The following is a 14,143-nucleotide window of genomic DNA, read 5'->3' as shown; positions in this document are numbered from 1 at the left end:
TATTACAACTCAATTGGCTACCTTTGGTGAACACGTGTTAAAAACCAAACTACATACAGCCCTGCTTTTGCATTGGCCATCCGCACTCATGTTATGTTGGGCTTTGTGCACTTGTATTTTCTGCTTTGGTCAGCAACCTACCGCCCGCAGTTTTTCCCATTTATCGGTTGAAGATGGATTGTCGCAAAGTTCGGTGATTTCCATTGTGCAGGACAGCGCCGGTTTTATGTGGTTAGGCACCCGCAATTGTTTAAACCGCTATAACACGCGTACTTTTCGGGTGTACCGCAGCACACCTGCGGATACCACTACCATCAGCCACAACGATTATATTTTTGCTTTACTGCGCGACCGCCACAACCGCCTGTGGGTGGGCACACAAAGCGGACTGAACCTGTATCTGCCCGCAAAAGATGCTTTTCAACGCATGATGGCCGATTCGTTACCCGGCCATATCAGTCATAATTATATTAACTGTATTTATGAAGATCACGCAGGGCGAATTTGGGTAGGAACGAATAACGGACTGAACCTGCTGACGAATGACAAGCCCGTTCGCTTTCAGCCCTTTTTTCCCGGTACGGGATTCAACGAAGTAAAAGCAGTTTGTGAAGACAATGCGGGGGTACTGTGGATCGGCACCAGCGGTGGACTGGTTCGCATGACGCTGCAACAAGGCAAAACCGGTTATACCACATTCGCCAATCAACCGGGGAATGCTGCCAGCCTGAGCTGCAATAACGTGTCGACCATTGTGGAGGACAAAAAAGGCGGGCTATGGGTGGGAACCGAATGCGGCGGTCTGAACCTGTTTAATAAAAATACCTATAGCTTTCTTCATTATACGCACAGCAACCAGTTGCCCGGCAGCATCAGCAGCGACATCATCCGTAAAATGATCGTTGATTCTGCTGGCAATTTGTGGATTGGTACCATTGACGGACTGAATTATTTCAATACAGAAACAAAAACGTTCACTGTTTTTCGTAATGACCCGGAAAACCCGAACAGCCTGAGCAATAATTCCATTCGCGATCTGTACATCGACCGCTATGGCTCGCTTTGGGTGGGAACCGTGTTTGGCGGCGTAAATGTGACCCATGCTATTGGTACGCCCTTTACCGTATATAAAACCAGCACGCTGGTAAACAGCATCAGCAGTAATGTGGTGAGTGCTATTACGGCCGATGAATTACAAAACCTGTGGATTGGTACCGAGGCAGAAGGGCTGAATTATTTCGACAGAAAACACCACCACTTCATTCACTATAAGCACGACCCCGCCAATGCGCGCAGCATCAGTGGCAATTTTATAAAAGCTATTTACCGCGACAACAACAATGCCATCTGGATTGGCACCTACGATGGGGGCCTGAATTTGTTCAACCACGCCACGCAGAGTTTTACGCACTACAAACATGATGCAAAAGACTCAGCTTCCCTTTCGGGCGATAATATCATTTGCATGCAGGAAGACAGCCGGGGCCGGTTTTGGGTAGGCGCATATGGCAAGGGATTGAATTTGCTGAACCGCGCCACCGGAAAAAGCGAAAGCTTTACCACTGACCCCGGTTCCCGCTTTCGCATCAGCAGCAACTGGGTGCGGCTGGTGTTTGAAGACAGTCATAAAAATCTATGGGTAGGAACCGCGCATGGGTTGAATGTATTGAAACCCGGCGAAGAAAAATTCACCTGGTTCTATAAACATCCCGGGCATAAAGACAGCCTGGTATCTGATTATATTAACTGTATGCACGAGGACCGGAGCGGCCGTATGTGGATTGGTACATACGACGGTGGTTTGTGTTTGTACCATCCGGATACAAAAACATTCACTACCTACAATTTGCAAAACGGGTTGCCGGGTAATAATGTGCGCGGCATCCTGGAAGATGAACAGGGATTTTTATGGTTGAGTACCGATAACGGATTGTGCAAATTCAATGCGGCCAATGGCGCGGTGGTAAATTATAATATCTACGATGGGTTGCCCGGTAATGAATTTAATTATAACAGCTTTTACCGCGATGGCGATGGACAACTGTTCTTTGGTGGTTACACAGGATTGATTAGTTTTTATCCCGCACACATGCGGGTGAACCAGGCCATTCCACCTATTGTATTTACCGGGTTGCGTTTGTTTAATAAACCCGTAGGCATCCAGGATGATAATGAGTTGCTCGCAAAATCGATGCCCTTTACAAAATCCATTACGTTTGCGGCAGCACAAAACATTTTTACCATTGAGTTTGCGGCGCTGAATTATATAAAATCGGGTAAGAACCAGTACGCGTACAAACTGGAAGGGTTTGAAAAGGACTGGAATGTGGTAGACAATCCCGCTGCCACGTACACCAACTTGCCATCGGGGCATTATACCTTCCTGGTTCGTGCCAGTAACAATGATGGCGTATGGACTACCGAACCGGCAAAGATGGAAATAGTAGTGCGGCCGCCCTTATGGAAAACGTGGTGGGCGTATTTAATATATGTAATTGTAATCGCGGGGATTTTATATATTACCATCCGCTTTTTTAACCGCCAGGCCCGGCTGGAACGCGATCTGTATTATGAGCACCAGCAGAAAATGCAGCAGGAAGAACTGCATCAGCAGAAGATCGATTTCTTTACCAATATCTCCCACGAGATCAGAACGCCGTTAACACTGATTGTTGGTCCGGTTGAACATTTGCTGGAGAACGCACCCAAAGATTCAGTAATCAGCCGCCAGCTGGGGCTGGTAAAACAACATGCCGACCGCCTGATAAGGCTGGTTACCGAACTGCTGGATTTCAGAAAAGCGGAGAGTGGCATTATGCAGCTGAATGTAAGCGAAAGTGATGTGGTGGCTTTTAGCCGGAACATCTTTTCCTCCTTCCATGACCTGGCTACGGGCCGTTCTATAAAATATACTTTCAATACTTCAGTTAATAATATCTCCGCGTGGTTCGATCCCACACAACTGGAAAAAGTGTTGTTCAACCTGCTGTCGAACGCGTTTAAGTTTACCAATGATGATGGTAATATAACAGTAGCCATCCAACAAACGGAGGAGAAGAACATTACTATCGAAATAAGCAATTTAGGCAAAGGCATTTTGCCCGAACAGCAATCGAAATTGTTCAGCCGGTTTTACCAGATTGGCAATGCAGGCAATGGCATCCTGGGCACCGGGATTGGACTGGCCCTCTCGAAAAGTATTATTGAAGCGCATGGCGGACAAATAGCCGTGCAAAGTGTGCCGGCAACAGAAGGCAAAACGAACGGGCGTACTACCTTCACCATTACGCTGCCATTAGACAATACCCATTTTACGGCCGAACAATTGTCGGGCGTTGGCACCGTACAACGGGCGCAAATGGCGGAATTGGCGGAACAGGACAATGATATTGCTGGTATTGAAGAAAACGGAATGGTAACCGGTTCAGCCAAACCCGGTTTATTGCTGGTGGAAGACAATACCGCCATCAGGCAAATGATCCGCGATGCATTGAGCAATCAATATGAAATTACCGAAGCGGCCACCGGCGCCAGCGGTTGGGAAACGGTTACTACCCTGATTCCCGACCTGGTGATCAGCGATGTGATGATGGAAGGGGAGGACGATGGATTTACTTTGTGCAACCGCATAAAAACAGATGAACGCACCAATCATATCCCGGTGATCTTATTAACGGCCCGGGCGGCGCCCGCCTCCCAGCTTACCGGTTTGCGAACCGGGGCCGATGCCTACATCACCAAGCCATTCCTTTTACAGGTGTTGGAATTGCAGGTGCGCAACCTGCTGGCGCTGCGAAACATTATCCGCGAAAAATTTACCCGGCAGGTAACCCTGCAACCCAGTGTGCAAGAGATATTGATTGCCGATCAACAACCAGAACCCAGGGCAGAAGATCTCTTTTTGCAAAAACTGGTGGCCATGGTAGAAGAGCACATGGAAGATGCCGATTTTGGCGTGCCGGTGTTGCTGAAGAAAGCCGGCATGAGCCAGACGGTTCTTTATAAAAAACTAAAGGCCCTGACAAATTTGTCGATCGCCGATTTTATAAAATCGGTGCGGTTAAAAAAGGCGGCCGAGCTGTTACAACAAGCCGGCAGCGACCCCTCCATTGCCGGGGTAGCCTATCGCGTAGGGTTTAGCGACCGCAAATATTTCAGCAAAGAGTTCCGCAAACAATTTGGCGTATCACCCACCGAATACATAGAATCCTTTACCACCGGGACTAAAAATGAGTCTAAAAGCGGGGAAGACTGATCTTTACCCCTTCAAAAACGAATAATTACCCCCGGGAAAGCCGCAATCATCCTCAAATTAGTAGCACCAAAACAACAGGAACTGCTATGATTAATGCCTGCATTATTCAATTAAAGATTGCTATGCGTATACCCCTGCTTTTTCTACTGGCCTTTGGCCTTATAGGGCTGGCGACAGTACATGGCCAGACTACCCCCACTTCCCGGCTTGCCGGACAAATAGTAAATGACAAGACCGGCGAACCCCTTGGCGGCGCGTCCCTTTCTATCAATAGTCTCCACAACGGGGCATTGTTAGGGCGGGGTCTTTCTGCCGACGATGGTACCTTTTCGATCGTTTGTAAGACCGAAGATTCGGTGAAGGTGACCATTAATTATGTGGGTTATGCCGCCCGCATTTTTACCACCATTATAAAACAGGGGGTAATTATTCGCCTGGCCCCGGTTAGTACCGAGCTTAACAGTGCAGTGGTAATTGGTTATGGCCGTGTAAAGCGTAAAGACCTTACGGGTTCCGTGGCCCAGGTAAAGATAGACGACATCCTGAAAGCGCCCGTACGCTCCTTTGATGAAGCCCTGGCCGGCCGCGTGGCGGGTGTACAGGTTACCAGCTCAGATGGGATGCCCGGAGCAGATGTAAACATCGTGATCCGCGGCGCCAACTCCATTACGCAGGACAATTCACCCCTGTATGTGATAGATGGATTTCCGATAGAGAACCCGAATAACAACGTGATCAATCCCCAGGACATTGAGTCGATGGAAGTGCTGAAGGATGCTTCTTCTACGGCCATCTATGGCGCAAGAGGCGCCAATGGCGTAATTCTGATCACCACTAAAAAGGGAAAGGCTGGGGCGCCCACCATTTCACTGAACAGTTCCTATGGTTTTCAAAAATCGTCCAAAGTAATAAAGCTCATGGGCCCGGCCGACTTTGTGAAGTACCAGTTGGAATTCAACCCTTCCACTGTACCTTATGTAAGCGGCAGCGGTGCAACGCCCACGCCGTACCAATTATATATGAGTGGTGGTACTACGCCGGCGTACTACCAGGATACCGCGGCCAGCATCGACTGGCAGGATGCGGTATTGCAAACGGCGCCCATTCAAAACCACAACCTGTCATTGACCGGCGGCAATGATAAAACGAAATATGCCATCTCGGGCAATATCTTCGATCAGTCGGGCATTGTGATAGCCTCTAAGTACAAACGCTACCAGGGCAGGGTAGTGCTCGATCAAACCGTTGACAAACGCCTGAAGGCAGGCATCAACGCCAACTACAGTTACCTGGTGCAACAGGGCCTGTCGCCCAACCAGAGCACCAATAGCGGCACCACCAACCTGATGTATAGTGTGTGGGGCTACAGACCTGTATCACCCAGTGTAGCCAGTCAAAAGGCCATTGGGGTGATAGATGTGGGAACCGGTGGTTTTACCGATCCGGAAGTACCCTCTACCCAGGATTACCGGTTCAACCCCGTAACCAATTTGCAGAACCTGGTGCGTAACAACTTTACAAAGGCCATCAGCGTAAATGGATATGCGGAATACCTGGTTGCCGATAACCTGACCCTGCGCATAACAGGTGGCATAAACGGCACCACGCTGCGGAATGAACAATTCAATAACAGCAGCACCTCCTATGGTAATTCGCAGATCACCACCAACGGCCCCAATGGCTCCATCACTTACAATGAAGCCAATTCATGGCTGAACGAAAACACGCTTACTTATAATAGGTCCATCGGTACCGACCATACGATCAATGCGGTGATCGGGTTTACCGAACAAGGCAATAAGACTTCCTCGTATGGCGTAAGCGCCATTAAGGTGCCCAACGAATCGTTAGGCATTAACGACCTGAGAGAAGGCACTCCGCTGGCGGTAACAAGTACCGGATCACTGTGGACAGCTTCGTCCTTTTTAGGACGGGTGAACTACAGCTTCCAGTCAAAATACTTGCTTACTGCCGGCTTCCGTGCCGATGGCAGCTCCAAGTTTGCGCCGCAAAACCATTGGGCATACTTTCCTTCGGGAGCTATTGCCTGGCGGTTTACCAGTGAACCCTTCCTGAAAAACCAACATATACTAACGGATGGTAAGTTGCGACTGTCATATGGAAATACCGGGAACAACCGGGTAGCTGATTTCGCCTACCTGGCAACGTACAGCCAATCGCCAACGCTGACCTCGGTGTACACATTTAACAATGTACCGGTAACCGGCGCCGTGCCCGCTACCATCGGAAATCCTGACCTCAAATGGGAAACAACTTCCCAGTTGAATGCCGGTATGGACCTGAGCCTGCTTGGCGACCGGTTGAGCATTACGGCCGATGTGTACCGGAAGAAGACAAAGAACCTGTTATTGAACGCCAACGTACCCACTTCTTCCGGTTACACCACCGTATACATGAACATTGGCAGTGTGCAGAACCAGGGTTTGGAGTTAGCCTTTAACGTTACACCTATCCGGAAAAAAGACCTTACCTGGAACTCCAGCTTCAACATCGCCTTTAACCAGAGTAAAGTGCTGGGGTTGGCAAACGGACAAACAACCCTGCTCTCCACCATTCGCTGGGACAACAACTGGCAAACTGCGCCGGCTTATATAGCACAGGTGGGCAAACCCCTTGGCCAGATGTATGGTTATGTATGGGATGGCGTATACCAGCCCAACGAGTTTAATAAAACTACTGCCAGCGGGTATACGTTGATAGATAACATTACTACCAATGGTAATTCCCGTTCTTCCATTCAACCCGGGGATATCAAGTACAAAGACCTGAATGACGATAAGGTGGTGAATGCCGGTGATTATACGGTGATTGGCCGTGGCCTGCCGGTTCACATTGGCGGTTTTAATAACAACGTAACCTGGAAGGGATTTGATGTGAACATATTCTTTCAATGGAGTTATGGTAACGATATTCAGAACGTAAATAACATGGTTTTTGCGGGGAACGCATTGGGTAAAAGCTACCTGAACCAGTTTGCCTCCTATAACAATCGCTGGCGGCCCGATAATACCAATACCAACCAGTTTCGCACCAATGGTTTTTATGGCGGTGGATATTCCTCCCGCACGGTGGAAGACGGATCGTACCTGCGGTTGAAAACTGTATCGCTGGGTTACAACTTGCCTAAAAGCTGGATAGCAAAAGCGAAGATCAGCAGCTTCCGGTTGTATGCATCAGCACAAAACCTGTGGACCCTTACGAAGTATTCGGGTCAGGATCCTGAAGTGAATGCGTATATCTCTGTGTTGACGGCCGGCTTCGATTATTCACCTTACCCACGGGCCCGTACCATTGTATTCGGCGCCAATGTTTCCTTTTAATTATTAAAAAAGCAACCAATGAAACGTACTACAACTATATACCTCTCATTGTTGGCGGTGTTGTGTGCACTGGGCAGTTGTAAGAAGTTCCTTTCCACCGAACCAACCAGTTTTTTACCACCCGCTCAATATTATAAAGGCGCCAATTTAACCAATGCGTTGGCCGGCGTGTACAATCCCTTATTTCAAACTTCTGTATACGGCAGCGCCATGTTTTACCAGTTAGGCGCCTGTACCGATGAAAGCTTTTATGGCGGCGCAGGCCGCGTGCTCACCTCGGGCGTGCAGGTATACAGTTTCGATTATACAAATGCCGATGTAAACGCTTTCTGGAATACGTTGTATACCGGAATTGAAAGGGCGAATGAACTGATCGTGCACCTCGATCCTGCAGATACTTCTGTAGGTACCCAGGCTATTTATGGCGAAGCCCTGTTCCTGCGTGCTTATTATCACTTTTTGCTGGTGAACAACTTTGGCGACGTTCCGCTGAAAACAGTGGCTGCCAATAGTCTCGACAGCTTGAGCGTGCCTCGTTCACCCGCTGCGAAAGTATACGAACAGATAGTGAATGATATGACAACCGCAGAAAAGAAAGTACTTACTGCAGATAAGATCGGCAACAGCAGCCGCATTTCAAAAACTACGGTAGAAGGCATACTGGCGCGTGTTTGTTTGTATATGGCTGGTAATCCCATTAACGATAAAACGCAATATGCCAATGCCCTGGCCTGGGCCACCAAAGTACAGCAGTCAGGGTTGCATAGTTTGAACCCCAGCTTTAACCAGGTGTTCATCAACGAAGCCTCGGATGTGTATGATATTAAAGAACAGATGTGGGAAGTTGATTTTTCGGGCAATAACACTACCACGCAACAAACAGGTGGCTGGGTAGGCAGCGCCAATGGTATTCCCTTTACCGCTACCAATACCTATAGCAGTGGCTCATCCGCCTCAGATTTTATTTATTCCGATACCGGTTACTCCTACGGGTTTGTTTGGGCAACCGGCAAATTGTACAACTTATACGATGTAACCGATCCCAGAAGAGATTGGGCCATCCAGTCTTTTAACTATACCGTTACCACTACTACAGCGCCGCCATTGGTAACCAGAACCGCATTGACCGGGCCCTTTGCTTACAACCGCACCAGCGCCAAATGGCGCCGTAATTACGAAAAGATATATCCCAAGAATAAGAACTTTACCCCTGAAAATTTTCCGCTGTTGCGTTACGCCGATGTGCTGCTGATGCTGGCCGAAGCAGAGTTGAATGTGAATGGATCAACCGCTACAGCCGTGAATGCCATAAACCAGGTTCGTGAGCGGGGGTACACCGTAAATGGTAATACCGCGCCCGTTAGTTCGATCACCCTGTTGACACCCGGTTCTGGTTATACCACCGCGCCATTGGTTGGATCTACCAACCAGGGGTCAGGACTGGCGTATTCAACCACTATTACCAATGGAAGTATTGCAACCGTTGCTCTTGTTTCAGGTGGTTCTGGTTTTACTACTGCACCGCTGGTGTATATAGGCAATGCCTGGCAGCCGAAAATACCCTATGCCTTGAATGCGCAGGTGGTTAACAATGGTAATTTATATACGGTTACAAAAGCCGGCATTTCAACCGGTGTGGGGCCCACGCAGGCGAGCGGCGCCAGTGATCCCAATGTTACCGGTGCTACATTTACCTATGCGGGTGTGGCAGCTACTGCCTCCACCACCTTGTTATCAAAGGCGGATGTTGATTTAACCAGTGTTACCATGACCGATATTCAGAATGAGCGTGCCCGGGAGTTGTGTTTTGAATCGTTGCGCCGGCCCGATCTGATCCGTTGGGGTATCTTTATCCCAACCATGAAAGCCGTTGCGCAGGATATCAACAACACGGCTACGGTTACTACCAATACAAAAACCCAGGCGGCATTGGGGTATAACAACGTGAGCGAACGAAACCTGTTATTCCCGATCCCTTCATCAGAAATGACGGTTAACAAACAAATCACCAATAATAATCCGGGCTGGTAAATAGTGGTCCGTACTAAATAAAACATTGCAATATGCGAAAGCTGATCTATATACTCATACCGGGACTGGCTGCTTTTTCGGCCTGCCAACGGAAACTGGAAGTGGATTCAATGTCCAATTTTAAAGTAACGGCAGATAGCACCTTATACCATGCAGGTGGCAACGCTACTTTTACCTTTACCGGTAGTCCAAATACAATAACTTTTTATTCAGGCGAACCGGGCCATGTTTACGATCTGCGCAACCGGGTATCAGAAGCAGGAAAAGCCGTTTTACAATTTTCGAGCGCGCTGAATGCGGGCGCACAAACCGGATCGCTGGCCCTGATGGCGAGCACCGATTTTAAAGGCGTGGCCGGCACGGATACCGTTACCACGGTGGCAAATATAAAAGCGGCTACCTGGACGGACATCAGTTCCCGTGGCAAATTTGCCACTAACACTACAGCCACTGCCTCAGGCGCCATCGATCTCACTGATATGGCGGGCAAACCTGTGTTCCTGGCCTTCAAATACCTGGGCCAGGCCGGTTCCATTCAAAACAAATGGACCATCACCGGGCTTACGGTGACCAACACTTTAAAGGATGGATCAGTGTATACAATTGCCAATTTGCTGGCGAACAATTCGCCCATTACGGCTAACTTCGGTGGGGTGCCAACGTACAGTCCGGGTTGGGTAGCTTACCCGGTGAGCAACACCTTTACCTGGGTAGTAAGCGCCGGCACTTCATTAGTGATCACCGGCGCCGCAACGGCCGCCTTAGCCACTGCCGATGCCGAAGCCTGGACCATTATGGGTCCTGTAGACCTTACAAAAGTAACACCGGATGTAGGAGTAGCAATTAAGGGCATTACTTTACCCTTACCTTACTATACTTACGTCTATGGAAAGGCGGGGAGTTATAAGGCTACTTTTATAGCTAATAGTGCTACACGTGATAATTCAACAAGCAGCATTAGTACGTTGGATTTGACGATACAGTAGCGGATGGGGGGAGGCCTGGAAGGCTGAGCGGAGAAACGGTTAAATTTTATCGCGAGGTTGCCCAACTCCCCCTCCACCGGAGGGGGCAGGGGGGAGGCCCGATTGCCGCGTTGCGGATTTCTGCCGTCTGCCAGAAAAGCCAGTTAAAATATAACAAGCAATACCTAAAACAAGAGTTTATAAATTAACGATGAGATGGTTTTTTATTTGCCTTTTGAGTTGCATGATGCTGGGTCAATTGCAGGCCGGAACGCCGGTGCCGCCGGCGGTGTTTGATACTATTCTTACGCGGGTGTATACCGATTTGAAGAAGGAAGCTACGCCAGCGTTGATAAAGGTAACTGCCCATGATCAGTTGGCCATGCGTGCCGACGGTTCCTGGCCCGATATCGATTACAGCAATACGACAATTACTACCTGGCAGCCCGGGACGCATTTGTCGCGTTTGTACAATATGGCGTTGGTGTATGCGCAAAAAGATGAGGGCAGTTTATATCCCTCCATAGTTGCCGGTTTACGGTATTGGTATGCCAAAGATCCCAAAAGCAGCAACTGGTGGCACAACGAAATAAGAAGTCCGCAAAACATTGGCGAGATCCTGATCGCCATGCGGTTTGCAAGAAAAGCTATTCCGGCCTCATTGGAAGATTCGTTACTGGCAAGAATGAAGCGGGGAAATATTTTTAAAATGACCGGCGCCAATAAACTGGATATTGCGATCCATTATTTATACCGTGCCTTGCTTACCCGTAATGAACACTTGATGGACACCGCAGTGCAACAGGCCTTTCAACCGGTGCAGTTTACAACCGAAGAGGGATTGCAGCACGATTATTCTTATCTGCAACATGGGCCGCAACTGCAGTTGAGCAGCTATGGAGCCGTATTCCTGATGGGGGAGTACCGGGTAGCGAAATACGTTCGGGGCACGCCCTATGCACTCAATGATTCTGCCCTGAACCGGTTATCTACCTACTTCGATAATACGTACCTGAGAACCATCAGAGGCAGGTATATCGACTTTAATGTAGAAGGAAGAGGAATTTCCCGTCCGAATATTTTAAGCAAACAGGGCGAGCAGGGTTTGCTGGATGATGCCCGCCTGGTTGATCCCCGCCGGTCGGCCGACTGGTATGCAGCGATGGCGCGTACCTCCGGGTTGCAACCGGTGAATTATGAAGTGCAGGCCAGTCATACCCACTACTGGCGGGCAGATTATACGATGCATATTCGTCCGGCTTATAGTTTTAATGTACGGATGGTGTCAGCCAGAACACGCCGCACCGAATCGGGCAATAAAGAAAACCTGTATGGCCGGTACCTGGCCGATGGTTCCACCAACATCCAGGTAAAGGGCGATGAATATTATAACATCATGCCGGTGTGGGAGTGGGACAAGCTACCAGGCATTACAGCCGCCGATCATAAAGAAGATGTGGCCATGGATAAGTTCTGGGGCGAACCGGGCAGTACAACGTTTGCAGGCGGTGTAGGTGATAGCCTGTATGGCGCTACGGTGTATGACATGAACTATGATGGCGTAAAGGCCAGGAAATCGTGGTTCTTTTTTGATAAAGAGATTGTGTGCTTAGGAGCCGGCATTAATAGCAGTGGAAGTAATACCATTCTAACTACCCTGAACCAGTGCTGGTTGAACGGTTCCGTACAAATTGATAAAACAAAATTGGGCGCCGGCAAACAGGCCGTGTTCAATAACCCCTCATTTGTATGGCACAATGATGTTGGCTATTATTTTCCCGAAGGCGGCCAACTGACCGTAGGCACCGGAGAACAAAAAGGAAGCTGGTATAAGATCAATAACAGTAATTCTGCTGCAGAAATAAAAGGTAATGTTTTCAAGTTGTGGTTAAATAATGGCATAGCTCCCACCAATAGCAAATATGCCTATGTGGTGGTGCCAGGCAAACAGGAGGAGATCCAGGCATCGAAGGAGCAGGTGCGCATTCTGGCAAACACCGATACCCTGCAGGCGGTAAAACACACTGGTCTGCAAATGCTGCAGCTTGCGTTTTACAAACCCGGTACCCTGGTTGATGGCAATGTTTCTGTAAGTGTAGATCAACCCTGTGTGGTAATGTTGCAACATATAGATGGTAAAAGTATTGCTGCTACGGTGGCCGATCCTTCGCAAACGGCCCTGGCAATTACACTTACCGTTCGTACACCGGCGTTAGGCGGCTCCATACAATGGAACTGTGCCTTACCACAAGGGGTGCGGGCCGGCGCCAGCGCTTCTTTTACAATGGAGAATGCCAAAGGATTTATTGCCGATAACTTCTCCTTTGCCAGCAGTCAGTTGAAAGGCATGCTGGTGGAGGCAGGTGAATACGATACCTTATTTCCCCGTACGCTCGATGCCAATGGAAAGCTGGTATGCACCGAGCGCCGCGACTGGACGGGCGGGTTCTTCCCCGGCAGTTTATGGTACACGTATGAATATACGAAGGACGCTTCCTTAAAAGAAGCGGCTGTAGCCTGGACAAAAAAACTCGAACCCCTGCAATTCTTTACCGGTCACCACGATCTTGGATTTCTGATGTATTGCAGTTATGGCAATGCGTTCCGCCTTACCGGCGACAGCAGCTATGCCAGGGTGTTGGTGCAAACGGCGAAATCGCTGGCCACCCGGTACGATGCCCGGCCAGGGTGTATTAAATCGTGGAATAGTTTTCAGTCGTGGCATGGCACTACAACCTATAAATACCCGGTGATTATTGATAATATGATGAACCTGGAGCTGCTGTTCTTTGCGGCAAAGATCACAGGCGATCCGCGGTATCGCGACATAGCCATTCATCATGCCGAAAACACGTTAAAGAACCAGGTGCGCGACGATTACAGTTGTTACCACGTTGTTTGTTATGATACAGCCAATGGCGGCGTACTGGCCAGAGAAACTGCACAAGGCTATGCAGACAATTCGGCGTGGAGCAGGGGGCAGTCGTGGGGAATTTATGGGTTTACGGTTTGCTACCGCGAAACGCACGATGCTAAATTCCTGAACGCAGCGCGTAAGATGGCTGATTTTTATTTAACCCACAAAAGATTGCCTGCTGATAAAGTACCGTATTGGGATTTCAATGTAAACCAGGCCGGTTATGCGCCCGGCGTTCGCTCAAAAGCAAAGGAAGGACAATCGCCTGAATTCCGGGATGCTTCCGCTGCGGCCGTTACTGCCTCGGCCCTGTTGGAGCTGAGTACTTACCTGGGAAAAGAAGGCGCCGTTTATTTCAAAGCAGCAGAAGATATTTTGCATAGCCTGGCAAGTGCCGAATACCGGAGTTCGCCAGGCGGCAATGGTAATTTTATTTTGAAACACTCAGTAGGCAGCATTCCGCATGGGTTTGAACTGGACACGCCGTTGATCTATGCAGATTATTATTTTATAGAAGCATTAGCGAGATATCATGCATTGGTGAAGTAAAAGCAGCAGTTGGAGAAACAAGGAGCCCTTCCCGAGCAATTGGGAGGGGTTTTATTTTTTCAAATGGAAAAAAGGGAAGTATGCT

5 protein-coding genes are annotated in these 14,143 nt (G+C 48.9%); all 5 read left to right on the top strand.

Going from position 1 to position 14,143, the window contains the following annotated elements; all coding sequences use genetic code 11:
- Positions 1-103: 103 nt before the first annotated feature.
- Positions 104-4,255 (top strand): hybrid sensor histidine kinase/response regulator transcription factor, encoded by a 4,152-nt coding sequence (locus NIAKO_RS14680; RefSeq protein WP_165761296.1) that lies wholly within the window; start codon positions 104-106, stop codon positions 4,253-4,255.
- A gap of 122 nt (positions 4,256-4,377) precedes the next feature.
- Complete coding sequence (locus NIAKO_RS14675) at positions 4,378-7,596, top strand: SusC/RagA family TonB-linked outer membrane protein (RefSeq protein WP_041348639.1); 3,219 nt, start codon at positions 4,378-4,380, stop codon at positions 7,594-7,596.
- 18 nt (positions 7,597-7,614) lie between these two features.
- The gene (locus tag NIAKO_RS14670) at positions 7,615-9,627 is read left to right on the top strand and encodes a RagB/SusD family nutrient uptake outer membrane protein (protein ID WP_014219229.1); all 2,013 of its coding nucleotides are present in this window, start codon (positions 7,615-7,617) and stop codon (positions 9,625-9,627) included.
- Between the two features lie 32 nt (positions 9,628-9,659).
- Positions 9,660-10,613 (top strand): DUF5017 domain-containing protein, encoded by a 954-nt coding sequence (locus tag NIAKO_RS14665; protein ID WP_014219228.1) that lies wholly within the window; start codon positions 9,660-9,662, stop codon positions 10,611-10,613.
- 223 nt (positions 10,614-10,836) lie between these two features.
- A complete protein-coding gene (locus NIAKO_RS36770) occupies positions 10,837-14,058 on the top strand; it encodes a polysaccharide lyase family 8 super-sandwich domain-containing protein (protein ID WP_049815524.1) in 3,222 nt (1,073 codons plus the stop codon).
- Positions 14,059-14,143: the final 85 nt, after the last annotated feature.

The sequence above is a fragment of the Niastella koreensis GR20-10 genome, assembly GCF_000246855.1.
GTDB classification, from domain to species: Bacteria; Bacteroidota; Bacteroidia; order Chitinophagales; family Chitinophagaceae; genus Niastella; species Niastella koreensis.
Note: the sequence above shows the minus strand (reverse complement) of the source record. Positions and strands in the feature narration are given on the sequence as shown.